21 protein-coding genes, 1 tRNA gene and 1 pseudogene are annotated in these 23,698 nt (G+C 40.6%); 5 read left to right on the top strand and 18 right to left on the bottom strand.

Going from position 1 to position 23,698, the window contains the following annotated elements; translation table 11 throughout:
• Nucleotides 1-385: 385 nt before the first annotated feature.
• From fni to MSBRW_RS17655, 11 genes are all read right to left on the bottom strand, one after another.
• Entirely contained in the window at nucleotides 386-1,483 is a 1,098-nt protein-coding gene (gene fni / locus MSBRW_RS17705) for a type 2 isopentenyl-diphosphate Delta-isomerase (RefSeq protein ID WP_011306424.1), read from the bottom strand.
• A 3-nt stretch (nucleotides 1,484-1,486) separates the two neighbouring features.
• Complete coding sequence (locus tag MSBRW_RS17700) at nucleotides 1,487-2,269, bottom strand: isopentenyl phosphate kinase (protein ID WP_011306425.1); 783 nt, start codon at nucleotides 2,267-2,269, stop codon at nucleotides 1,487-1,489.
• Nucleotides 2,270-2,366: 97 nt separating this feature from the next.
• Nucleotides 2,367-3,272 carry a mevalonate kinase gene (locus tag MSBRW_RS17695; RefSeq protein WP_011306426.1) on the bottom strand — a complete coding sequence of 302 codons (906 nt, stop codon included), beginning with the start codon at nucleotides 3,270-3,272 and terminating at the stop codon, nucleotides 2,367-2,369.
• A 300-nt stretch (nucleotides 3,273-3,572) separates the two neighbouring features.
• Entirely contained in the window at nucleotides 3,573-4,370 is a 798-nt protein-coding gene (locus MSBRW_RS17690; RefSeq protein WP_011306427.1) for an MEMO1 family protein, read from the bottom strand.
• A 70-nt stretch (nucleotides 4,371-4,440) separates the two neighbouring features.
• Nucleotides 4,441-5,184: a 30S ribosomal protein S2 gene (rpsB, locus tag MSBRW_RS17685; RefSeq protein ID WP_011306428.1), complete on the bottom strand. Its 744-nt coding sequence runs from the start codon at nucleotides 5,182-5,184 to the stop codon at nucleotides 4,441-4,443.
• A gap of 70 nt (nucleotides 5,185-5,254) precedes the next feature.
• Nucleotides 5,255-5,437 (bottom strand): DNA-directed RNA polymerase subunit K, encoded by a 183-nt coding sequence (locus MSBRW_RS17680; RefSeq protein ID WP_011306429.1) that lies wholly within the window; start codon nucleotides 5,435-5,437, stop codon nucleotides 5,255-5,257.
• Between the two features lie 113 nt (nucleotides 5,438-5,550).
• A tRNA-Pro gene (locus MSBRW_RS17675) sits at nucleotides 5,551-5,625 on the bottom strand.
• Entirely contained in the window at nucleotides 5,626-5,814 is a 189-nt protein-coding gene (locus MSBRW_RS17670; RefSeq protein ID WP_011306430.1) for a DNA-directed RNA polymerase subunit N, read from the bottom strand.
• A 4-nt stretch (nucleotides 5,815-5,818) separates the two neighbouring features.
• Nucleotides 5,819-6,223 carry a 30S ribosomal protein S9 gene (locus MSBRW_RS17665; protein ID WP_011306431.1) on the bottom strand — a complete coding sequence of 135 codons (405 nt, stop codon included), beginning with the start codon at nucleotides 6,221-6,223 and terminating at the stop codon, nucleotides 5,819-5,821.
• Nucleotides 6,224-6,236: 13 nt separating this feature from the next.
• Nucleotides 6,237-6,659 carry a 50S ribosomal protein L13 gene (locus tag MSBRW_RS17660; RefSeq protein WP_011306432.1) on the bottom strand — a complete coding sequence of 141 codons (423 nt, stop codon included), beginning with the start codon at nucleotides 6,657-6,659 and terminating at the stop codon, nucleotides 6,237-6,239.
• Between the two features lie 10 nt (nucleotides 6,660-6,669).
• Nucleotides 6,670-7,050 carry a 50S ribosomal protein L18e gene (locus MSBRW_RS17655; RefSeq protein ID WP_048102688.1) on the bottom strand — a complete coding sequence of 127 codons (381 nt, stop codon included), beginning with the start codon at nucleotides 7,048-7,050 and terminating at the stop codon, nucleotides 6,670-6,672.
• A gap of 600 nt (nucleotides 7,051-7,650) precedes the next feature.
• Between MSBRW_RS17655 and MSBRW_RS17650 the strand changes: the two genes are divergently transcribed.
• Entirely contained in the window at nucleotides 7,651-9,279 is a 1,629-nt protein-coding gene (locus MSBRW_RS17650) for an alpha-keto acid decarboxylase family protein (protein WP_011306434.1), read from the top strand.
• Between the two features lie 136 nt (nucleotides 9,280-9,415).
• On the opposite strand, the gene MSBRW_RS17645 is transcribed toward MSBRW_RS17650, so the two are convergent.
• From MSBRW_RS17645 to MSBRW_RS17630, 4 genes are all read right to left on the bottom strand, one after another.
• Nucleotides 9,416-9,919: a DUF2240 family protein gene (locus MSBRW_RS17645; RefSeq protein WP_011306435.1), complete on the bottom strand. Its 504-nt coding sequence runs from the start codon at nucleotides 9,917-9,919 to the stop codon at nucleotides 9,416-9,418.
• A 400-nt stretch (nucleotides 9,920-10,319) separates the two neighbouring features.
• Entirely contained in the window at nucleotides 10,320-11,891 is a 1,572-nt protein-coding gene (gene serA / locus MSBRW_RS17640) for a phosphoglycerate dehydrogenase (protein ID WP_011306436.1), read from the bottom strand.
• A 183-nt stretch (nucleotides 11,892-12,074) separates the two neighbouring features.
• Nucleotides 12,075-12,944 (bottom strand): RPA family protein, encoded by an 870-nt coding sequence (locus MSBRW_RS17635; RefSeq protein WP_011306437.1) that lies wholly within the window; start codon nucleotides 12,942-12,944, stop codon nucleotides 12,075-12,077.
• 37 nt (nucleotides 12,945-12,981) lie between these two features.
• Complete coding sequence (locus MSBRW_RS17630; protein WP_011306438.1) at nucleotides 12,982-14,307, bottom strand: Single-stranded DNA binding protein; 1,326 nt, start codon at nucleotides 14,305-14,307, stop codon at nucleotides 12,982-12,984.
• A gap of 314 nt (nucleotides 14,308-14,621) precedes the next feature.
• Here MSBRW_RS17630 and MSBRW_RS17625 point away from each other — a divergent pair, with 314 nt between their 5' ends.
• Entirely contained in the window at nucleotides 14,622-15,749 is a 1,128-nt protein-coding gene (locus tag MSBRW_RS17625) for a right-handed parallel beta-helix repeat-containing protein (protein WP_011306439.1), read from the top strand.
• 401 nt (nucleotides 15,750-16,150) lie between these two features.
• Here the strand turns inward: MSBRW_RS17625 and MSBRW_RS17620 are convergent, their stop codons facing one another.
• On the bottom strand, nucleotides 16,151-17,158 hold the full coding sequence (locus MSBRW_RS17620) for a glutaminyl-peptide cyclotransferase (protein ID WP_011306440.1): 1,008 nt from the start codon (nucleotides 17,156-17,158) through the stop codon (nucleotides 16,151-16,153).
• 1,242 nt (nucleotides 17,159-18,400) lie between these two features.
• Nucleotides 18,401-19,564 (bottom strand): annotated as a pseudogene (locus MSBRW_RS17615) (IS1634 family transposase); the annotation flags it as partial.
• Nucleotides 19,565-19,716: 152 nt separating this feature from the next.
• Here MSBRW_RS17615 and MSBRW_RS17610 point away from each other — a divergent pair.
• Nucleotides 19,717-20,628, top strand: coding sequence for a cation diffusion facilitator family transporter (locus MSBRW_RS17610; RefSeq protein ID WP_011306441.1), 912 nt, complete (start codon nucleotides 19,717-19,719; stop codon nucleotides 20,626-20,628).
• Between the two features lie 5 nt (nucleotides 20,629-20,633).
• Nucleotides 20,634-21,731 carry a chorismate synthase gene (aroC, locus tag MSBRW_RS17605; RefSeq protein ID WP_011306442.1) on the top strand — a complete coding sequence of 366 codons (1,098 nt, stop codon included), beginning with the start codon at nucleotides 20,634-20,636 and terminating at the stop codon, nucleotides 21,729-21,731.
• 423 nt (nucleotides 21,732-22,154) lie between these two features.
• Here aroC and MSBRW_RS17600 read toward each other — a convergent pair whose 3' ends face one another.
• Nucleotides 22,155-22,829, bottom strand: coding sequence for a class I SAM-dependent methyltransferase (locus tag MSBRW_RS17600; RefSeq protein ID WP_048102689.1), 675 nt, complete (start codon nucleotides 22,827-22,829; stop codon nucleotides 22,155-22,157).
• Nucleotides 22,830-23,427: 598 nt separating this feature from the next.
• Here MSBRW_RS17600 and MSBRW_RS23715 point away from each other — a divergent pair.
• On the top strand, nucleotides 23,428-23,697 hold the full coding sequence (locus tag MSBRW_RS23715; protein WP_230669842.1) for a hypothetical protein: 270 nt from the start codon (nucleotides 23,428-23,430) through the stop codon (nucleotides 23,695-23,697).
• Nucleotide 23,698 lies beyond the last annotated feature (1 nt).

Here is a 23,698-nt window from a genome sequence, read left to right as displayed (position 1 = left end):
TGAAACTAACTCTCAGTTTCATCGCCTTTACGGTATTTCTATGAAGCAGACTTCTGAATTTCATCGATTTTACAGCAATAATATTCTGGCAATTTATGAACCTGAAGCAGATCTAATGTATTGCTATAAACTCCAGATCATTCAGGTGAATCCTATGCCTGTCCGTATAGTCCAAGTCAGTTTTCCAAGATTCGGAATAAGGACTACTTGTTCATATTAACGCTTTATTCCCGAACATTACTTTCATATTATGTATAAATATTGTTGTAGAACGACCTTTCTAATTAACATATCTGTTATTATATCTTACCGATATAATCCGAATTTTAATACATATTGGATTTTATATAGATAGGTACAAGGTAGCTGAATTCTGTTGAAGGAGTCAGAACGAGTCTCCTGCTATGGCATAGTCTTTTACGTTAAAGCCACGCTGCCCCAAATATTCAAGAGTCCAGCCAGTAACAACTACAGGTGCATTACGCAGGTCCTGTATGTTTGCACAGCCGCAGAGAAACATCGCAATCCTGAATTCATCCAGCATGCGGGAAAGGACTCTGACAACTGATTCTTTTCCTTCAAGGGCAGGACCTACAAAAGGCAGGGCTGCACTTGCCGCACTGGCTCCGAGAGCAATGGATTTTGCGATATCTATTCCTGTTCTGATACCGCCGGTTGCGATAATTGGCAGGGAGACCCTGGACTCTATAATGCTGGCAACCGTGGGAATTCCAAAGTCCCAGAAAAGTTCCCCAAGGTGTTCGGAGGCATAATCTCCACTTTTCCTGGCTCGGTAGACCTCGACGCCTGCCCAGCTTGTGCCTCCAGCACCTCCGACATCAATTGCAGAAACGCCTGCTTTCTGGAGGAGAATTGAATCTTCCCTTGAGATCCCGGCTCCTGTTTCTTTAATAATTACTGGCTTGCCCAGTACGGAGCAGATTTCTTTTATCATGTCAAGGCAGCCTGTGGCATCCCTATCTCCTTCTGGCTGAATAGCTTCCTGTAAGAAATTAAGGTGAATAGCAAGGGCGTCTGCGTCGATCATTTCTATGAGTTTCTCAACTCCATCAACCCCATACTGACGAATCTGGGCAGCACCTACATTTCCGTATATAAAAGCAGTCGGAGCTTTTTCCCTGACAACCCTGAAAGACTCTTCCTGGGTAGGGTCATCAATTGCAGCTCTCTGGCTTCCAACTCCCATTCCTATCCCCAGCTCTTCAGCTGCAGCGGCAAGTGCAGCATTTACAGGAGTAGTGTCAGGGTGACCTCCAGTAATTGAAGCGATCAGAAAGGGAGCTTGCAGGCGTTTTCCAAGAAAGTCTATAGACAGGTTCAGTTTATCCATATCGAGTTCTGGAAGTGCCCTGTGGATCAGGGTCACATCCTCAAAGCCCGCGCTGACTTTTCGGGATTCAACCGGGCTTTCAGCACACAATTTCAAATGTTCGATCTTTCGCTTTGAGGTCGTACTAATCATACTTTATACCCTTTTGTCCGGACTGATTGTGGTTCCCATAGATTCCCCATTTAAGAACCGATATATATTATCTTCTTTCCTGGCATTGAATATATATGATGTAATACAAGACGTTTTGCTAAGTTCCAGAAGTTCCTGCACCTTTCCGAGCATGCCGCCCGTGACATCGGTACTTCCCGACCCTCTTATGTAACGTTTGAAATTTTCAAAAGTTCCCGGGGTGATCTCAGGTACGGTTTTTCCGTCGTTATCAAGCACTCCATCCTCTGCCGAGCCTAACCCGAGCCGTGTAATCTTGAGCTCTTTTGCAAGATAGGGGACTATCTGGTCCCCTGAAAGCACGCACGCTTTGAGTTCGAGATCCATAACAACATCTCCGTGCAGCACTGGAACAAGCCCATTTTCGAGCATGAGTTTTATGTTGTCAAGATACATACTCTCGATTCGCCCGTTTCTGCAAACCGTACAGCACATAGGATGTACGGCTATAGCCCGGACTCCATATTCGTTTAGAGCACCTACCACTCTGGATGCAAGTTTCTTGACAGACTCATGTGTTACAATTGCTCCTTCAGGATCAAAAACCTTACCAAGCTCATATTTTTTAGCGTAGGTGTGCCCAAAAGAACCTGCACCGTGTACAATAATCATTTTTCCCCGGTATTCGGAAACTTCCTTTGCAATTCTCATGAGGGCATCCTCTCTTACAACCCCTTGATTTGCGGCTTTGTCAGTGATGACGCTGCCCCCAAGTTTCAGAATAACAGGTTCTGTTGAGACATTCATGCAATATCACTTAATACCTTTTTAAAATTTCCAGCTTCCTTTATGAATAACGCGAAATTACGAAATGAGACTCCAAAGAACTCAAGGTTTGAGTTATTCATTCTAACCTTAAGCCCTGTTCCGTGGGTTTTGTTATTATTGCTTTACCCCCTGAACCTGAAATGGCTTCAGCAACCTGTGTACATTTGTCAGGTGCTGTAAGGGCAACCATGCATCCTCCTCCTCCCCCACCTGTACTCTTTGCTCCGAAAGCTCCAGCTCCCCGAGAGGAGTATATTAATTTGGAGAGTTCAAAAGTATTTACGCCAAGTGCGTCCAGAATACCCTGGTTCACATTCATAAGTTTGCCAATTGAAGAGTAATCTCCTGTCTGGAAAAAAGGTTCTGCGGTCTTGGAAATTCTTCCAATGACAACCATTAGAGGCTCTATAAGATGTGGATAACTTTCACGGAGTTTTCTCACATTTGTTACAAGCTCTTTTGTAGAAGCGAAAACTCCTGTATCCCCAATAACAATCCCGCAATCGGGAGTCTTCAGCGTCCTCCTGTCGGGAATTGTTACAATCCCTCCGAATGTAGAAACATAAGTGTCAGTAGGGCTTGCGGTTCCTTGTACCTGAATTTCGATTTCATGCCCCATTTTAGCGATTTCTTCGAGAGAGAGGCCACAGCCAAACATTTTATTGAGCGCACCTATACTTGCAATCGTAACAGCAGCAGATGAGCTGAGTCCCGAGCCTACAGGAATCTCAGAATTAACCTTCAGATGAACACCATCTATTGGTACTATTTCTCTCATTTTCTCAATGGCTGCGGAGATATAAGGATGTTTTTCAAAATCAATCCCTGTTCGGCCAATTTCCGACTGAATTATTATAGAGTCACATAATTCCACCCGCACATGAGTCCTTAATTCAATTGCACATCCTATTGCGGTTTCTCCGTAGACAACCGCATGTTCTCCGAAAAGATAAATTTTCCCGGGGGCAGAACACGAAATCATATTACTCCTCTTAAAGTTACAAGTTTGATTGAAGATAAACAATAAATTTATACTTGAAGATGAACGTTAATTTGTTTTTAATGAACGTTAATTTGTTTTTAATGAACGGTGAATTTTCTTTATGAATACGCCGTTAATTTGTTTCCGAATGTTAAAATACTTACTTGTGGATGTTTAATCTGTTTTACAGACCTGCCATAAATAAATAAGAGGAAAAATTCATAAAAAATTATTTGGGTACAAATAACTATCCCGGTAGCTTTGAATTAAAAAGAGCATGCTCCATTTTGTAGAAAATTTTTATTCCACAATAATTGCGGCATATCCTACAACTGCGTTCATATCTCCGGAGACCTCCCCACTGTTTGAATAGTTAAGAAGTTCAGCTCGAGTTGCACCAAGCTTTTTTGAGGCTGTTAGCATCGCAGAAATAGGGCCATATCCGCATACGGATGCATTTCTTCTATAAAGCCTTTCATAGATTCCAGGAACATCCAGATTAAGGATGGCTTCTATAATTTCATTGTCCGTTTCCCTTGCAAGATTTGCAGGCTGATAATGAGTAAAATCGCTGGATGCAATGAAAGCTACTTTTTTTCCACTTTTTGAAACAAGGTTGGCAATAAGAGTCCCCACTTCAATTACGGTCTCTTCATCCTGCATACCCAGACAAATAGGAAGAATTCTGAAATCCTGATCAAAGCGGTATTGAAGGAAAGGAAGCTGAACTTCGATCGAATGTTCATATCGGTGCCCAATCTCATCCACATCAACAATACTTCCTGTTAGTCCTTCGGCAAGTTCTCGATCGACCTCGATAATACCCAGGGGAGTTTTCCAGGTATCTGTGGATACTGATACCGGTGAACCATATCCCGTATGGTTGGGGCCAAAAAGGACATATGTATCGGCTTTGGGAAGAACTGCATAAACGTGTGCAGCAACTCTCCCTGAATAGACATATCCTGCATGTGGGCACACTGCTCCCAGGATATTCCTTTCCCGGATCTCCAGACCTTCAAAACATTGCTTAAGTTCTTTCTCCAGATTATCAGGACGCAGGGGATAGAACTGCCCTGCAACTGCTGGCTGTCTCATTTATGATCACCCATATAAGATACGGGCTATTTTTATATATCCTTGCAGTCTGCAGGGCTGCCTTTCGAAATCAGAGAGGCGTTTCGAAGTCAGTCAACTCGTAATTGAAAGGAGTACTGTTAAGCCTGGAGACTTCCCTTGCAAGCAGCCAGTAAACAAGGGAAAGAGCTTTTCTACCTTTGTTGTTTGTGGGGATTACAAGATCCACATTTGATGTCAGGTTGTTAGTGTCACAGAGTGCTACAATAGGTACTCCGATGCTTGAAGCTTCCTTTAATACCTGGGCATCACCTGCAGGGTCGGTTACGATCACAATATCTGGCTCAAAGAAACCATGTATCTGAGGGTTTGTAAGTAAGCCTGGGATGAACCTTCCAAGCATTGATTTTGTACTTAATGCTCTGGAAAACATTCTTGCAGGATGCTGTCCGTACTGCCTTGAAGAAACCACAAGGATCCTTGAAGGATCATAGTGAGACAGCAATTTTGCTGCAACTCTTATTCTTTCGTCTGTTGACTGGATGTCAAGCACATATAATCCGTCAGTTCTGACCCTGTATACGAAACGCATCATGTCCTGGGTCTTTTGCTGGGTACCTATGTGAACGCCTGCTGCCAGGTATTCGTCAATAGATACAAGAGATGTAGAACCTTCTTTAACAGAAGGTCCTTCCCCCTCTGTTTCTACAGGCACAGATTCGGTTTTTGCTGCGGCTTCCTTTTCAGGTGCAGGCTTTGCTTCAGCCACGACATCTTCTTCAGGCAAAGGCTGTTCGTTATTTTCCTCCTGCCCTGTCTGCTCAATTTCCTCCATAAAGTCACCTCATAATATAGAATCAACAATAAAACACATTCAATATCTGAAAATGTATCCCACTGCGTTTTTAATTGGTTTTACGTTTGACCGTTATAGGAATAACTCCGGCCTTCAACTCTTTAATAGCAAGATTTAGAGGGTCCAGTCGCCCGTCATCTTCAACAAGGACAGGAGCTCCCATTGCAATTTGCAATGCTCTTGCACCTATGATCCGTGCACGCTCAAACCGGGTATACTTTTCCTTGACCAACTGATCACCCTGAAATTTAAAAACGCTCCGATGAATTCCAATAATTTAGAATCATGATAAGTTTGATATTTTACAGTACATGCCTTAAAACCAGCACCCATATAATCGGGAAATGGGACCGCTGAGATTCGAACTCAGGTTCCGGCGTCCCGAACGCCGAAGGATGGACCAAGCTACCCTACGGTCCCTTACTGGTACGGCGAAAGCACATCAACGAGTTCAACATGGCTTAACAGCATTCTGCGACAGCAGTAACGGGTGATCCCAAGATCATCCAGTACTGCAGCAGCGTTTTCGCCATCACTGACACGTCTTTTGTACTCATCCCAATAGTTTGAGATTACTTTTCCACATGAGAAACATCGGACTGGGATCATAGTCTTACCTGTAAGATTTCTGGTATTTAGCCCTTGCTCCGGGCCCACCGAAGTTCTTTGATTCTTTCTGCCTGGAATCGCTTACAAGTAAATTGCGGTCATAGCTTGCGAAGTTATCTCTGATTATTGTGTCATTTGTCCATTCCACAATACCTCTGGCAACTGCGGTCCTTACCGCATTAGCCTGTCCGATAATTCCGCCGCCCCGGACATCTACATTAATGTCAAGTCCAGAGACCACTTCATCTCCTGCGATCAGCAGAGGTTCTGAGATCTTCATCATTACAAGCTCTGGAGTATATAGCTCGAGCGGAATTTTGTTGATCCTTACTTTCCCGGTTCCTTTTGTGACTGTTGCACGTGCAGTTGCATTCTTGTGCTTTCCAGATGAATTAACTACTTTGACCATGAGGACTCACCCTTTAAAATTTTGAACCCATTTTCTGGCTCACTTCACCAAGTTCAATATATTTACTTGAGCTTAAAAGCCTCATATCGGCATCTGCAATTGTGATTGTTTCAGTGTCCTTGAGTTCGGTGGGAACACCTACATAGACCTTAAGCCTGGACATTGCGTCTCTGCCTCTTGCTCTCTTATAAGGTAGCATGCCACGGATAGTCCTCTTAAGGATGCGGTCCGGACGCTTCGGGAAGTAAGGCCCGAATTCCGTACTACCTCTCTCCCGGGTTTCCCGGTATTCTTTGAGGGTGGTCGCCCTTGAGCCAGAAATTACGGCTTTTTCAGCGTTTACAATATATATTTCTTCGTCTCCTGAAAGCAACTGTTTTGCAACTGTACTTGCAAGACGCCCTAGTATAAGCCCATTTGCATCGATAACCGTCATCTTCGACACCTCAGCGGAAAATCCGGATACCGGACCCTTTTGGATTTGCTTCCATTATCTCTTCGAGACTCAGGCACTTGCCACCAGCTTCAGTGATCTTGTCAACTGCAGAGTCACTGAAGGTTAAAGCCGCAACAGTTACAGGGTGGTCAAGAAGGCCTGCGCCCAGTACTTTTCCCGGAATAAGCAGAACATCGTCCTCTGCTGTGTGCCTGTTAATCTTACTCAAATTCACAGCCGCATAGTTTCTGGACGGCATCTCAAGACGTCTCGCGATATCCTTCCAGATGGGGGCAGTGTTTGTATTTGCCCTCTCTTTCAGGGTAAGAATCAGGGAAACGATTCTTGGATTTGTTTTTCTTGTCAGTTTTACCAGTGATTTTTTACCCAATGTATGTTCCTCCGCAAGATTTGTATATATCTCACTCACGCGGAAAAAAATTCCCTATCGCGTTCGAACATCGCTATAGCTGCTCCTCTGGAACCTGAATCCAAAAGCAGCAAATTTAAAGAACAAGCGATTAGTTGGAATTGGTATGATGTGAATAACATTTCTAGTACATAAAGATTATGTGCATTATTAGTTCCATTTGCAAGAATTCCAAATAATAATCTTTTTTTGTCTCTAATATTTTTTTGTTTCTGTTTACTTATAATCTCAATCTTCGTTACTTGTTAATTATAAAACTTGCTTTTGAGCTAACCTTGTAGATAGAATGTATTAGAAATAAATTCTATTTTTATAATATTAAACGAATTATACTATTTGGGGAATACCCTGTTTTTGGGGAATTATCAGTGTTAGAAAAGCGGGAAATCTCGCATATAATTAGTATCCGATCTACAAGCAGGCGGCAAAGAATCTAGACTTCTTTATGAGTGTCACCAATATATTACTGCGCCTGGTACAAAATATGTAATAAGAGGGCAGGAAACCGCAGACCGGAAACTGCAGACAGGAAACCGCAGATAGAAAATGGGTGGTATTATTATGCTGACAGTTATTCAATACCTTCTGGATAGATTAAAGCAACTGGGAATAAGGGATATTTTCGGCGTGCCAGGGGACTTTGCATTTCCAATCAACAACGCCATCTGTGATGATAAAGAACTTCGCTGGATAGGCTGCTGCAATGAACTGAATGCTGCTTATGCTGCTGACGGTTATGCTCGTGTTAAAGGAATGTCTGCACTGTCTACTACTTTTGGTGTAGGTGAACTTTCCACACTATGCGGTATAGCAGGCTCTTACGCGGAGTACAATCTGGTATTCCATATTGTCGGAATGCCAAAAATGCAGGCACAGAAGACGCATGCCATAGTGCATCACTCGCTGGGCGCCGGAAAATCCAGCATATTTATGGAAATGGCTACGCCAGTAGTATGTGCAAGTACGATGCTCACCCCAGAAAACTGTGTTCAAGAAGTCGAGCGTGTTATCGAAACAGCCCTGGAGAACCACCGTCCTGTCTATATTGCAATACCTCACGACTATGTGAATGCGGATATTTCATCCTTTAATTCACCTGCAAGAAAACCTGTAAAAAGCGACCCTGTGGCTCTTGAAGAAGTAGTCTCGATTATTGCAGGTAAACTCTTGAATGCAAAGCAAGCCTGTGTTATTCCAGGTTTTCTTGTTGACCGGTTTGGACTCAAGGACCTGTCTATGGCTGTTATTACTGCTTCGGGTTTGCCTTATGTTACTATGGCTCTGGATAAATCAGTTCTTGATGAGACTAATCCCTCCTACCTGGGATTATACATGGGACAACTTATCAATCCTGAAATCCGGAAATTTGTGGAATCCTGTGACTGTATCCTTGCTATGGGCACTATCCTGTCTGATGTTAACACGGGTAAGTTCACGGCTAATTTGGATAAGTCCCGAATCATCAATATCATGCCTTCAAGTGTCCATATAGGGTATACTGATTATATCAATGTAAAAATGCTTGATGTACTGGAGGAACTCACCCGAAGGCTTAACAAGCGTACCGATATCAGCGGCCCTGTTGCCAGACGTCCTGCCGTTCCAGAGGTAAATGCTGAAGATCCAATAACGGCTGACTATTTATACGCGAAGTACGCGGAGTTCTTTAAGCCCGATGACATAATCATAGCTGACTCAAGTTCATCATTTTATGGGTTAATACCTCTACTTTTACCGAAAGGAGCTAAGTTCGAGAGCCAGATGCTCTGGGGAGCAATTGGTTGGGCCACTCCCGCTTCCTTTGGTACTGCACTGGCTGCACCTGACAGACGAGTAATTCTTATTACTGGAGAAGGGTCACACCAGATGACCGCTCAGGAAATCAGCCAATTTTATCGTCATGGCCTGAAGCCTATTATCTTCGTGCTGAATAATCACGGCTACCTGATAGAAAGAATGCTGTCTGAAAAAGTAGATTATTGCTATAATGACCTTGTAGAGTGGCAATATTATAAATTACCGGATGTTTTCGGCTGCAATGATTGGATTACTAGCAAGGTTACTACCTGCGGAGACCTTGATAAGGTCATGAGAGAACTAGATAATGCTAAGGTGGGTGCGTATATAGAAATAATCACACCAAAACTATCGGCCCCTCAGCTTATGGAAACTATTCACAAAAACTTGTAAAAGGTACAATTTAAGTCTATTAGGGAGTTAGGGACGGTTGTTATCTCAGGCAACCTGCCTCCTATATGTTTGGATAATATTTAATGGCTCGAGAAAGCTGCGGCTTCTCTTCTATTTAAGTAGTTGCAGAAATTTATTAATAAGATGTACCAAGTATCGACCTCGAGACCCTTTCATAAATTCCCGAAATATCGCATCCGAACTTTTTTGCAACAATAAGTGCCACGATCCGGATATCCACAAGATAGGAAAGCCGGTCCTGCATAAAATTAATCTCGGAAACCAATTTTTGCCGGCTTATCCCAATGTCTGCGGAGATAAATTCCAGAACCTGCTCAAAGGAAATTTCTTCTTTCACCGACACTTTTTCTCCGGAACTGTTCGGATTTTCAAGAAAATTTTCCGACGGCTTGAAAGCATGAGGGAGCCGGATATTTTCCACATCAAAACCAGGTACAAGAGCCCCGGCTTTAAGAATGAGATAACCTGTTTCAAGGGCTTTTTCCTTTACTTTTGAGGCAATTTTCGGAGAAAACCATTTCAGGTCAAAAGCCAGGGAATACTCAAAATCCTTTTCCGAGAGAGAAGTTGCAAGAGTTTTTTTAAAAGGAACGGAAACTACGCGTTTAAGTTCTTCCATTAACTGCACCCATAAAAATTAATCTGGCAAGGAGAGTTTAATTTGATATTGAGAGTCTAATATTTTAGTATTGTTGAGAATATAATATTTTACTATTATTGTAAGTATAATATCTTAAATGCATAATATTATTGAAAATATAATATTTTAAATGTATGATATTATTGAAAGTATAATATTTTAAATGCATAATATTGCTGAAAGTAAATTACTGTTTAGAATATACTATTATTGAAAAATATAATATTATTGAGAATGTAATTTAAACGTTTAAGATATAGAAGTCTAAAATCACGAAATTTAAGATAAAGACTCAAAAATTAAAAGTCTCCGGCTCAGGATTTTCTACCTTTAATTTCTGCCGGAGTGAAGTCTTCCCAAAAAGGAAAGTTTAGAAAATTTAGAGTGTCACAAGTTTGGCATCCAGGATTCCATCGACTTTCCGGACTTCCTCAAGGATTGGGTCAGAAACTTCGGAGTCTATGTTAAGAACCATCATGGTCACGCCTCCTATTTCTGATCTGCCAACCTGCATGCCTGAGATATTGATATTGTTTTTACCGAGTACCATGCAGCAAGGTCCGATAACGTTGGGCCTGTTGATATGTTTGGCAAAAATCATACGGCCTGCAGGGAAGATATCTACTCTGTCATCATCGACTGCGACGATCTTTGGATCGTCTCCGACAACAGTACCTGCAACCAGCTTTTCCTTGCCGTTGCTGCTAAGTTTGATACTGATAGTTGAAGAGTATTCCTCAGAAGATTCGGATTTACTTTCCACGACTGCAATCATTCTGGACTTTGCAAGAGTGGGAGCATTGACATAGTTTACTCCGGAACCGAGGGCCATTTCAAGCAGTCCTTTGAGAGCCGAGACTGTAAGAGGCCTTGTATCCTTTCCGGAAATCTCTCCGTTATATCCGATTTCGACTTTTTCGTAGTTTCCGTCTACGAGCTGCCCTGCAATCTTACCCATAATTTCTGAGAGCCTGATGTAAGGGGCAAGGACTGCCATAGCTTCCGGCTTTACCGAGGGGATATTGATTGCGTTCTTTGCAGGTCCACCTGTAAGGACAGACGCTACTTCCTTTGCAATATCTACTGCCACATTGACCTGAGCTTCCTTTGTAGAAGCACCAAGGTGAGGGGTTACTACAACATTGTCAAAGCTCAGAAGAGGGCTGTTAAAAGGAGGCTCCTCAATGAAAACGTCTATTGCTGCACCGGCTATTTTTCCGCTTTCAAGAGCTTTTGCCAGAGCTTCTTCGTTGATAATGCCGCCGCGGGCACAGTTGAGAATTCTGGTTGTAGGCTTCATCAGGGCAAACTGCTCTTCATCAAGAATGTTTCTGGTTTCTTTTATAAGAGGAGTGTGCACTGTGATGTAATCGGCTTCTTTTGCGATTTCGTTAACTGTTGCCAGCTTGACACCAAGCTCAATAGCCCGCTTTTCAGAAACAAATGGATCATACCCCATCAGGTTCATTTCAAGTCCGGAAGCCCTTTTTGCGACTTCGGAACCGATTCTTCCGAGACCTATGATTCCTAGGGTCTTACCTTTGACCTCGACACCTGTGAATTTACTACGTTTCCATTCCTTGCCTTTAAGGGAGGCATTTGCCTGGGGGATGTTCCTGGACATTGCCATCATCATAGCAATTGTGTGCTCTGCTGCCGAAATCATATTGCCTTCGGGAGAGTTAGCCACAATAATGCCTTTCTTTGTAGCTGCATCCACATCAACATTGTCAATTCCGACTCCGGCTCTCCCGATAATTTTCAGGTTGTCGGCAGCTTCGATTATTTTCTGAGTAACATGGGTACCGCTGCGTATTACAAGAGCATCGTAATCCTTAATTTTTTTCACCAGCTCATCTTCGGAAAGCCCGGTGGAAACATCAACCTTAAAGTGTTCTTTTAGAATCTCCAAACCTTCATTGGAGAGTGAGTCGCTGACTAATACTTTCATGTCAATTTCTCCAATTAATACAATAAAGATGAAATATTAAATTTTAACAGAGAATACCAATTAACCTAATCACACTTAAGCATTATCACACATATATAGGAGCCAATTCTTTCTAATTTTATCTTTACCGCAGGTTTTCTTTCCTGTACGATTTCCTACAAGCCTTATAAATCCTATTTCTGGTCATCCTACAAGCCTTATTATCCCTATCTTCGGTTCGTAACATTGCCCGCCTGCAAGCAGGAAACGTATAACCTCTTCTACAACCTGCTCAGAAATGCCTCGGGAAGCCGCAGCATCCATAAAAGCTGCGTAATCAACTCCTTTGCTTCCACCCATTTCCTTGAGCAATTCGATCACGAACTCTTTCTGGTCAGCTTTAGCATCTGTACTATTTTCTGAATCCAGATCCAGGGTTTTGAGGCCCTCTCTGATGGAAGCCCTAAGGATGTTTGCAAATTCATCAGGAGAGCGTTCCCGTTCAAGAGCAATTACAATTCCTTCAGTAAGCTCGGAAAAGATGCCTTTCTCTAGAAGGTATTCCCTAAGTTTCTCCCCATGGTATCTGCTGGCCAGAGCATCTGAGAAGGCTTCAAGCCTCTCAACGGTCTGCTCTGCGGTATCCACGACCCATCTGTTGCGAATTTCCTCATCCACTACATTTACTTCTTCAGCCCGAATAGAAACATAAACCGATCCGGGTTCGGGTTCATATGTCCTGGCTTTTCCTGTAAGGGCAATGAAAGCAGGAACCTGTACCGTTGAAAAGAAGATCGAAGCTTCAGGTTGATACTGCCCTGCGTATGCCGTAAAAGCCCCTGTGGGATCAACTATTCTCGCTTTCCACATCTCACTCTGTGTTCCGATATTGTCAAGTTCTGTGACTACTCCAACCACAAAAACACGATTGAGAATAAGCCCCAGAGGGCTAATAAGCAGGTTTGGAGTTTTTGAATCTGCATCTTCCGAGCCAATTCGTTCGGGTTTTTCAAGTTCTCTGCAGGCTTCGAATTCTCTTGCAAAAACTCTTTTTGCAACCTCTCGTTTAAGCAAGCTCGATTCCTCCCCTAGAAACCTGTGAATTTTTCTCCTATCCATCCTCTTCATCAGGCCCGAGCCTGTGAAGGAGTTCAACTACCCTTACTGCAAGATCATCTTCGGGTACCCAGGCATTTTCAGCTACGAAAGAAACCCCAAATTCATTTTTTGAAGAGTTCCCGCGTACTGCAAGATAACGACCCGTAAGAAAACGCCTTAAATCTTCATAGACTGCATCTTTTGAGACATCCGAGAACATCAGCTGTTCGGCTTCCTCAAGAGTTTTTCCATAGATAATTTCTGCAAGTTCCCTTGGAAACATAACTGACACGGAACCTGTTCCGTCATCCAGTATGGCTTTGATCCGCATGTCCCATATGCCCTCGACCTTCCCGTGAACCCTGCAGTTTCCTTTCTGGATTACACGACTGCATTCAGGGCATCGGGAGATAATGCCTGAACCGGGCCTAACTGAAACCAGGTTACCTGCTACGGACACGTCAAACAGGCTGTCTCTTGAATTTATCTCCCTAATTTTGATAGGCGCCGGATCTTTTGCTGCAGATTCAAAGGTAAATGCAAGTTTTCCGGCTTCTTCCGACCCGATCGAAGAAACCTTTGTGCTGCTCAGGATATTTACTGATGGCATTCCCCTAAACATACGCACCTGAGCTCCCTCAATTCGTATAATGCTCCCTATATCAATGCCAGGCAGTTCAATCCAGGCTGTAAAAGGCAGCCTGCCGGTCTCATCTGCAAGCACACCTGAGATCACTCTGGACTGGCGTCCCTTTACAAAGATTTCTCTGTATGAAAGCTGAAGCACGCAGGCTATTGTATCTACAGAAAAATCTGCAGCTCCTATATCAATTAACTTTTTTTTCTGGCTTGCTGAAAGTTCGGACAGGGGAGGAAGTGAGGAGTCCGAAATTTTCGACACCGGAGATTGTTCTCCTATAGAAAGCCTAATCCGGTTCTGCCAGATCCGGGTATAGGCATTTTTGATGTTAATCACATCCCCCATTGAACCTGGCAGTTCCTTCCAGGAAGAAAACAGAACTGCCCCTGTTTCGTCCGCAAGAACCCCTGTATAAAGCCTGGAAGGTTTTTCCTGAGCTCCTGCTTGCGGACGAATTGATTTTTCCCCAAGGTCCAGAATCCTGCCTGTAAGCTCAAAATTCTTAAGATTGGCAGACAGATCTTTTACTTTCAAAACTTTCCTTTTTCCTCCAAACTTGCGGAGGATACTCTCTTTTGCGACATCAGGTGGGACACGAAAAGCAATGAGTTTCTCAAACTCTGCCCGGACGCCAGTATTTTCAAGGTTTCCAAGCGCCCTGGTTAACTCTTCAAGGTGGGGCGCAATCTTTTCATCCATTTTTAGGCCTCCATTCGAGACAATGATAAAATAAAATTTCAGTGTAATATCGGATTTTACAGTATTTAAGACTTTAATTGAAGATTAACTTCTTTTATCAGAGGATATTGAACTATTATTTAAGGATAGCTGTTTAGAATTTTTTATTTCCAAAGGTATATTAATTTCGGGATAAAATTACTTACTTGACAAAGTATTGAGAAAGTTTTTATTAAAAACGCTAAAAAATCTGGAAAAAAAGGCTTTATTTTTTCTAAAGAGTCAATTCCTGACTAAAGAAAATGGAAGCTTCAAAGTGTAAAGGAAGAACTAATATGAGAAGAATAAAAGGACATAATTTCAGAGCTTTTAAGCTGACAGCACTTGCGATTACTCTGGCAGTTCTCTGCACCTGCTCTGCCTCCTCTGCCTCGAATTTAAGGGTAAGCTCGGCAACTGACGGGGACTATATCTCTATACAAGCCGCAATCGATGAAGCAGAAGCAGGAGACACAATTTTTGTAAGCCCTGGAACCTATGTTGAAAATCTTAACATAAATAAGCAAGTCCAGATCTGGTCGGAATCCAGAAAGCCAGAGGATACCGTGATAAAAGCAGCTAATCCCACGAAAAGCGCTGTTGAAATCAGCGTGGACAGGGCATCTTTTAGCGGGTTTGCCATTGAAGGCTCGGAAAATGCAGGAATCTTGCTTACAGGAGTTAACAGCTGCTACATTAACAACAATAGAGTTCAGGGAGCCGAATATGGCATTCTTCTCAAAGGTTCTGACAGTAATACCATAAGCAACAATCTCATTACCCTTGACGAAGAAGGAATAAGGCTCGAAAGTTCAAACTCAAATGATATCATTGGCAATACAATTGCCTATAATTACGGCCCGGGAATCTCACTTGAGGTGAGCAGCAAGAATCTTATTTATAATAATTACTTCAAAAACGCCGAAAACGTGGATGAAAAAGCCGCAAACGCAGAAAATCTCTGGCAAAGCCCCCTTAAAACAAAAAAGAATATTGTCGGGGGACCTTATATAGGAGGGAATTTCTGGGCAGATCTTGAAGGCAAAGGTTACAGCGAAAACGGTGTGGATGAAAACAGCAACGGAATTTGTGATACATCATATAACATCACAGGTGGAGGAAACGATAATTACCCTCTCTTCCCAAAAGTTCCAAGTGCCGTTAAGGTCCTTGAAAGCAGTCTGAATTCCAGTGCTTATGAGCAGGGCCTGGCCGGCCGGGAAAAATCAACCAGCTCCGATACAACTGTGAACAAAACCGAAGAATCTACAGAACCGGCAGTCGAAAATGCTAGTGACGAAAATACTACTGATGAAAATGCTACTAATGCAGAGGGTTCAGAAGAAAAAGAATCGCCCGGTCCTGGGCCTGAAATTGTGGGGCTGGCTGTAGGAGCAGCCTATTTCCTGAGGCGGAACAGGTGAAGAAAAGAGATAATTAATCTAAAATTAGAACATATATGAAAAAATGAGAATAATGAAATAAGTGGAGACAAAGTTAAGAACAAGCATAACTAAGGAGAAAGGGTCCATCTTTTCAAGATTTGATCAGTAATCATAGACCCTTTAGCTTCTATCTTATTCCTTCTGTTCCTGGCCTTGATCTGGTGTTTTTGTCAGTAAATGGCCTTGACTGGTGTTTTGTCAGTAAATTGAACTTTCAGCAGTTTATGCGTTGGATCCTGTGGGTTAAGGGGGTTCTGTCTCCGAAACTCCATTTCAATTTAGTTTGTGTTTCTGTGCTTTTGTCAGTAAAGACAACAAGTTAACGGTGCTTTTCCTGAGAGTGGCGAGCCTTTGAAGTTTGCAACAGGAAGTATTAGGGGTTATATTGCGGCAGAACCTATAAACTGCCCGAATGCAACAGGCTTTTTTCCTACCCACACTTTGGCTGTAGCCTTGTTTGTGGCTGTGTTAATTACCGAGACAGCGCCGCTTGTTTCTTTCGCCACATATGCTTTAGTTCCATCCGGACTGAAAGCAACCCCAAAAGGACAACTTCCTACCTTCGATGTATCTGTAACCTTGTTTGTGGCTGTATTAATTACAGAAATAGTACCATCTCCATAGTTCGCCACATATACCTTTGTTCCAGCCGGGTTTACTGCAACTCCCCATGGGTATTTTCCTACCTTTATTGTGGCTGTAACTTTATTTTTTGCTGTGTCAATTACAGAAATATCGTACTCATTTGTCACATATACTCTTGTTCCCTCTGGATTAACTGCAACTCCGGTAGGGAGGTTTCCTACCTTTATTGTGGCTGTAGCTTTATTTTTTGCTGTGTCAATAACAGAGACGGTGTTAGCGAGAGTGTTCGTCACATATACTTTTGTTCCCTCTGGGTTTACTGCAACTCCACAAGGATATTTTCCTACAGTTACTGTGGCTGTAACCTTATTTTTTTCAGTGTCAATTACAGAGACGGTCTTACTGCCTTCATTTACCACATATACTCTTGTTCCATCTGGGCTAACTGCAACTCCCCATGGATGTTTTCCTACTTTCACTGTGGCTGTAACCTGGTTTGTTGCGGTGTCAATTACGGAGACGGAGCCGCTTTTGTCTTTCGATACATATACCTTAGTTCCGGCGGGGTTTACTGCAACTCCGTAAGGCTGTTTTCCTACGTTTATCTTGGCTGTAACCTTGTTTGTTGTGATGTCAATTACAGAGACAGTGGTGCTGCCGCTATTCGTAATGTAGGCATATTTAGCCGCACTCGCAGTATTTTGTTCAGTAGCTGCCGATGTAGTAGGTAATGTCAAAATTAAAAATAAAACAATGGCTATTGAAGTTAAAGCTATTGAACACAGTTTTTTGTTCATTTTCATTGTCTCACTCCTTATATTTCGTCCTACATCCAGCAGGTAAATGTTTTTCCAAATATTTTCAATGATAGCGTTTTTGTGGAGGCTTATATTAGTTCTATATCATATATTTGTAAAAGTAGACTGCTACTCTTTTATATTGTGGCTCTTGGGCTATATGTTAACACATGTTAAATACAGGGCAAATTAATTGGGTGTTTGAAAAGCGCTATCCTGGCATCCTCTTCATTTCAAGGAAAGACATTCTAACCAAAAACTACAACAATTTTATTACATATTTTGAAAGTTAAATTGGCATCTTAATTTATTATCTGGTCTTAATGTGTTTTTAGTCTTAATTTATTTTTAGACTTAAGCAAATTTTTAAACTTTCAGTGAATATATGAAATCTACTTTTCCTGTACAATTTGAAGAGGATACCTATCCTGAAAAATATCCAAATTTAATGTCGATCTGCCGAATACAGGTTTCTTTTTCTAAAACTCAGTTTCAAAATCTAGTAGTTTTTTCGTTTTTGGTTTTGTAGAAGCTCTATCTAAATTAGCTTTGATTGGATCTGATATAAATATGTACTAGTGTATCAGGTATTTCAGTTTAAACAATTGGAAGTTCTTGATTTCAGAGGATTTCTACATAACCATTATTTTAATTAACAGATTGAACTGGGGTTTATAATATCATGAAAATCGGGATGTAGATATAGATAATCTGCAGATCTAATTAAAATGTATTGAGTTCCTGACTCATGTAGTTCAATTTTTGCGTTATTCCATCTTGAACTGGTCCACGGTCTGTACTTATATCGTTTCCACATTCTCTATAAGAAAGAACCATTATGTGAATTCTTGTTATATCGATTATATATTAGATCCTGCATGGTGGTAAATTAGCTATTTTGTTCCACAATCACAGATTTATTCTATATTTAGATTTTATATATTAAAATATTTCTAATTCTTGTCCTCAAACTTCTTTTTTGGTTACAATTCTTGTTTAATATATTGCTTGATGCGGTTTTATACCATAAAATCCAAATTCATGCTGAATATACGAGAAAAACTAGTGCATTGATTCCAAAGTATGTCAAAAATGAATTTTGAAAACCACATAAAGAACGAAAGACACAGAAATAAGTAGTAACCTGACTTTGACAGTATCCACTAATTGGTACTGAATATTTCCTTTATTTTTTATCCCAAATGGACTTGACAATTTGTTTAAGTTTATAAAAATTTGTTATATATTCTATGTAATTCCATTCATTTTTGCTACTATCAAGCTATTGATCCAGTCAAAATTCGCAAAAATATAGTTTTTTACTCCATTTATCTTGAATTTGATTGTAAGTGTCAAATTCTTCAAGCTTTTTTTAATGAATTTTGTAGATATGTGTTTCAGGTCCTCAAATTCATATCGCATCAGCGATATGAATAATTGAGCGATAAAGCCAAGGATAATAGCTCCATAAATGCTATCATCCGACCACACTCTCAACGGTTTAATGTTTATTTCGTTCTTCAATGAATGGAGTATTTTCTCAATAGAATCTTTTTTTCTGTATGTTATCAACGCATCTTCAAGTGTCAAATTCCTGTTTGATTTCAGGGAAAAATCCTTCTCTTCCATTATTTAGTGAATCTTTTAGAAGCTCTATAGCTTCTTCGTCACTAAGCTTTTCAAGCTTAGTTCTAAAAGAGTAGTTAATTTCTATCAACTCATTATTTACTCTGAATTTCTTAGGAAGCTTTTTTGTTTTCGACTACTTTCTGAACCTCTTTTGCTTCCTGTAACTTCTTCATAACAGCTCTTGATTTTGCTTCTAGCTGTTTTTTCTGTAGAGATTCAGAGAAATAGAAGTACTTTATACTACTTGACTTGATGATTTTTATTCCATATATACCTGTTTCGGGATCGATCAGTTCTGCTCATCAGTTCTGCTCTTTCCAGATCAAAGTTCTCAATTATTTTATCATCACTTGAATTCAGTTTCATGGAAGTGAGATAGTCTATTTCAGCATCCAGTATAAGGTTGAGATTATCTTTAGTATTAGCTCTTTTATCAAAAACAATAAGAGAGCCTTTTTTAAGCCTACTTTTAACCTGGTTAAAAGTGTCAGAAAAGTGCTCAAGATCAAGAATGGTTCCTTTATTCACCGTAATTCCAATAGGTATGTTTATGGGGTCAGCTAACTCACTAACTCCAACTGTTATCTGCAACTTGTCAGGTTTGTGATCTCTGCTATATCCGAATTTACCAAGGTTGGCTTTAGTCCCGTGAAGAACTATACTCGTCCAATCCAGGTTTATATTCGTCTCTTCAAAACCATAAATAGAAAATAGAGAGTCCAGAATATCACACAGAATTTCCTCTTTGTTACGTCCCAAAAGCTCAAGAGTTCTGTATTTCACCTATTTTTTAAAAAGGAGATTTTATATAAAACTAAATCAGTATATCATTGATATCTTCTTGATAGTCTTTGACCAAATTAATTCTCTCAGGATTTATTTTCTTAATTGTTTATTATCCGCCGTCTACTTTCCGGTTTTGAACATTCGATGTAGTGGGGGTCAGATCAACGTTACAGAGATTCAAAAAAGTACAGCAAGTTCTTATCTATGTACTATTTCTGAACCTTGCAGTTGCGTTTGCCAAAATCATTTACGGGACCTTGACCAGCACATTAAGCATGACTGCAGACGGCTACCACTCTCTTTTTGATGGAGTTTCCAATATTATAGGATTGGCTGGGAGTTTTATCGGAGCTCGCCCACCTGATATAGATCATCCTTACGGACATCGGAAGTATGAAACAGTAGCCTCTATTTTTATTGCTTTACTTTTGATATTTGTAGGCTTTGAGATTTTACAAAGCGCTCTAAACCGTTTCCTTGAACAGAGCGTGCCAGAGGTCACAGCTATAAGTTTTCTCATAATTCTCGGAACGATGTGTATTAACTATCTGGTTACACGATACGAATATAAACAGGGTGAATCTCTCAGAAGCCAGATACTTATAGCAGACTCCATGCACACAAAAAGTGACATTTATGTCTCCCTCTCGGTTGTATTAAGTCTTGCTGCCATAGAGCTCGGCTTCCCTCTCGTGGACCCTTTAATAGCCATAGTAATTGCTTTTATCATTTTCAGGGCAGGGTACAGGATTATTAAAGAAGGTTCAAGGGACCTTCTGGACATGTCTAGAATTGAAGAGAAAGAAATTTGTGACCTGGTTATGGGAGTTGAAGGAGTAAAGGGCTGCCATAAAATTCGGACTCGAGGTAGCATGGGGGATATCAAGATTGATATGCACCTGCTTGTCCAGTCGGATATGCCACTTGAGGATGCACACCTTATCGCTCACAAAGTCAGCAAAAAACTGAAGAGTGAATACAAAGATGTCTCTGATGTGGTTGTACATCTTGAACCCTTCTCCCAACGACCCCAAGGATCAAATAGCAAAAAAACCAGTTAAGATGCATGGCTGGAAACGTTTTTGGGCAGATGTTTCGAATTACTACCTGGGGTGAATCCCACGGCAAGGCTGTAGGTGTTGTAGTAGATGGATTGCCTGCAGGGCTTCCTTTCTCCGAGGCTGATATTCAAAAAGAACTGGATAGGAGGCGCCCGGGGCAGAGCGAGGTTTCAACTCCGCGGCATGAAGCTGACAGAGTGGAAATTCTTTCGGGAATTTTTGAAGGGATGAGTACAGGCACTCCTGTTTCTATGCTTGTCTGGAACTCGGATGCCAGGTCTTCAGCTTATGATGTCATTAAAGACACTCCCAGGCCCGGACATGCCGATTTTACTTACATGGCCCGCTACGGAATGAGGGACCACCGTGGTGGAGGCAGGTCTTCAGCTCGGGAAACAATAGGCAGGGTTGCAGGTGGAGCCCTTGCAAAACTCCTGCTTTCCAGATTCGGAATCCTAATTGCTGGACATGTGCTTGAACTCGGAGCCCTCCGCGCAAAACCTCTTTCTTTTGAAGAAATTCTTGAAAATGTAGAAAAGACCCCTGTACGCTGTGCCGATCTTGAGGCTGCTGAAAAAATGCTTGAGAAAGTTGCGGCCCTTCGGCAGGAAGGAGACAGTATCGGTGGCATTGTCGAGCTTATTATAAGAGGTGTGCCTGCAGGCCTTGGAGAACCTGTCTTTGACCGACTGGATGCAGACCTTGCAAAAGCTCTGATGAGTATTCCTGCCGTCAAAGGCTTTGAAATTGGGGCCGGATTTGAAGCTGCTCGCCTGTACGGTAGTGAAATGAACGATCCTTTCCGAATAAAGGAAGGAAAAATAACCACTTCAAGCAATAACGCAGGTGGAATTCTTGGAGGTATTTCAACCGGATTGGACATTGTCTGCAGGGCAGCAGTAAAGCCAACTCCGTCCATAGGAAAAGTTCAGCAGACAGTTGACCTCAAAACCCTGGAAAATACTGAAATTGCAATAAAAGGCCGGCATGATCCCACAATTCCTCCGCGCATGGTTCCGGTTGCCGAAGCTATGGTTGCCCTTGTGATTGCTGATCATATGCTCAGGAGCGGGTTTATTAATCCGAGAACTCTGCTGGAATGAAGAAGATACAGCAAATCAATAAACACACAATGAAAAAGTCGTTTGTGTCGTGTAGTATTCATCCAATGCGTTCAAGGAGATGGAGATTTTAGAATATAGTTCTTGGAAATTTTAGAATATAGTACTGATGGACTTGCTGACGAACCATCAAACCTATCTATATTTGAAGAAAAAATACCGGAGAGCTCAATAACTCAGACAGTAAAGATTCTGAGTTTGGTAATGAAAGTATCTCGTATGAATATAAATCAAGAACCTATTTATCAAAACCCATATTTATTCACATATCATAGAGTTTCATAACTATTTTCTTGGTTGGGATCTCGAGTGATTATTTCAAGATCAAGATTTAAATACGTAGTTTTTGAGTTTAGATCTGATTATTTTTATTTATTCACCTCTAATTAAATTTTCTATTTATACTCAAATTTTTGATATTATAACAAACCCATTTACTTTATTTCCCGATCTTGAAACAAATTCTTTAGTCTCAAAAGAATCTATTTTGAATCCATTATTTACTAAAAGAAAAATCAATTCTTTTTCGGTATAATGATGTGCAATGTATTCTTTTTCCCCTGTATCTTTATTATAAACTAAAAAAGATCCTTCTTCCTTTGTTAGAGGGAAATCTTTCAGATATCTTTCTCTGTATATATCAGAATGCCATGTTTGACCAAAGTCTACAATATATAAATGCCCTTCTGGTTTTAGAACCCTATAAGCTTCCTGTATAATTTTGTTTCTATCACTTTTATCCACAATAATGGTCAAAAGTCCATGCATGATAACAATGTCAAATTTATCTTCTATATATGGTAGATCTGTAGCATCTCCAACTCTGAAATGTGCTTTATCATCCAGGTTTAGTTTTCTTGCACTTTCCTGTGCAGCAAGTATTCCAGCTTCATTAATATCTATTCCTTCCACATAAAAACCTTGAAAAGCAAGTTGAAGGGAAACTTTTCCAAAACCACAACCGATATCAAGAATCAAATGATCTTTTTTTATATACTCATAAATTATAGGGTCCAATTTGACACTTGAGGGAATTTTTGTCACAATAAAATTATCCCAACTTAGATATTCTTTTGACATTAAACAAAACAAGGATTCACTAAAAATAACTTTTTCGATTTTTCATTATTCATAGTTTTTATATTCATGTAAGAGTCTCTAATTATTCATATAAGAGATTTTAATTTTCGACCTTGTTCATTTCCTCTCGCCATCTTTACAGACTTTTTCTTATGTTACTGTTTAATTCTTCTACATACACTATGTTGTTTTATCTTCTTTCGGGCATGTACGTCGGTATCATTTTGCCAATTTTATTGCTCAGTCAAGAGCAAAATATTGAGATTATTTACTGTAAGTAAATAGAATTATTGACGTTTACTAAAACTCTGATACATCATTATTTTAGGTAAAAAGCTGATCGATATGATGAATCTTAATCAACTGACAAAAATTCATAAAAGAAATAAATATATAGAATAAATTTTAAATATTCTTTGAGTGTATAATTAACAAAGTTTCAAATTACGATGTTTCTCTTCATTCAATAAATTTTGGTTTTCAACTAGTTAATTGTAATTCTTTGCAGCAGCGAGTCAACTCTATATAATTATTTAAACTATTCATTTTTCTTATAATTTTTCCGCTAAACAATAAATCAGAGTGTGAGGAATTGTACTTGAGAATAAAGTTACTGAGATTTGTCTGCCTTCTGGCGATACTATTGATACTAGGATCAGGTTGCATTGACAGTAGCAGTGAGCCAGTCAATGAAACAAGTCCAATTAATGAAACAAATCCAGTTAATGAAACATACAGTCAGACTAGTTCATTTAATTCCACCGAAGAAGACGTTTCTATAGAGAACTCTTCTGAAAAGACCAATAATACCCCTAAACTTGAAGGACAAAGCTCCTTTTCCAAATATTACAGTAAAGAAAATCTGTAGT

It is taken from the genome of Methanosarcina barkeri str. Wiesmoor, from assembly GCF_000969985.1.
Taxonomy (GTDB): Archaea; Halobacteriota; Methanosarcinia; order Methanosarcinales; family Methanosarcinaceae; genus Methanosarcina; species Methanosarcina barkeri_B.
The sequence above is the reverse complement of the archived record's forward strand: the minus strand, read 5'-3'. Positions and strand labels throughout refer to the sequence as shown.

Excerpts from the sequence above, each read along its gene's own strand:
- fni (WP_011306424.1), bottom strand. The coding sequence starts at position 1,483 with ATGATTAGTACGACCTCAAAGCGAAAGATCGAACATTTGAAATTGTGT.
- MSBRW_RS17600 (WP_048102689.1), bottom strand. The coding sequence starts at position 22,829 with ATGTCAAAAGAATATCTAAGTTGGGATAATTTTATTGTGACAAAAATT.
- MSBRW_RS17660 (WP_011306432.1), bottom strand. The coding sequence starts at position 6,659 with ATGACGGTTATCGATGCAAATGGGCTTATACTAGGGCGTCTTGCAAGT.
- MSBRW_RS17700 (WP_011306425.1), bottom strand. The coding sequence starts at position 2,269 with ATGAATGTCTCAACAGAACCTGTTATTCTGAAACTTGGGGGCAGCGTC.
- MSBRW_RS17620 (WP_011306440.1), bottom strand. The coding sequence starts at position 17,158 with ATGAAAATGAACAAAAAACTGTGTTCAATAGCTTTAACTTCAATAGCC.
- MSBRW_RS17695 (WP_011306426.1), bottom strand. The coding sequence starts at position 3,272 with ATGATTTCGTGTTCTGCCCCCGGGAAAATTTATCTTTTCGGAGAACAT.
- aroC (WP_011306442.1), top strand. The coding sequence starts at position 20,634 with ATGGCTGGAAACGTTTTTGGGCAGATGTTTCGAATTACTACCTGGGGT.
- MSBRW_RS17690 (WP_011306427.1), bottom strand. The coding sequence starts at position 4,370 with ATGAGACAGCCAGCAGTTGCAGGGCAGTTCTATCCCCTGCGTCCTGAT.
- MSBRW_RS17645 (WP_011306435.1), bottom strand. The coding sequence starts at position 9,919 with ATGGAAGAACTTAAACGCGTAGTTTCCGTTCCTTTTAAAAAAACTCTT.
- MSBRW_RS17625 (WP_011306439.1), top strand. The coding sequence starts at position 14,622 with ATGAGAAGAATAAAAGGACATAATTTCAGAGCTTTTAAGCTGACAGCA.
- MSBRW_RS17665 (WP_011306431.1), bottom strand. The coding sequence starts at position 6,223 with ATGGTCAAAGTAGTTAATTCATCTGGAAAGCACAAGAATGCAACTGCA.
- MSBRW_RS17670 (WP_011306430.1), bottom strand. The coding sequence starts at position 5,814 with ATGATCCCAGTCCGATGTTTCTCATGTGGAAAAGTAATCTCAAACTAT.
- serA (WP_011306436.1), bottom strand. The coding sequence starts at position 11,891 with ATGAAAGTATTAGTCAGCGACTCACTCTCCAATGAAGGTTTGGAGATT.
- rpsB (WP_011306428.1), bottom strand. The coding sequence starts at position 5,184 with ATGGAGGAAATTGAGCAGACAGGGCAGGAGGAAAATAACGAACAGCCT.
- MSBRW_RS17650 (WP_011306434.1), top strand. The coding sequence starts at position 7,651 with ATGCTGACAGTTATTCAATACCTTCTGGATAGATTAAAGCAACTGGGA.
- MSBRW_RS17630 (WP_011306438.1), bottom strand. The coding sequence starts at position 14,307 with ATGGATGAAAAGATTGCGCCCCACCTTGAAGAGTTAACCAGGGCGCTT.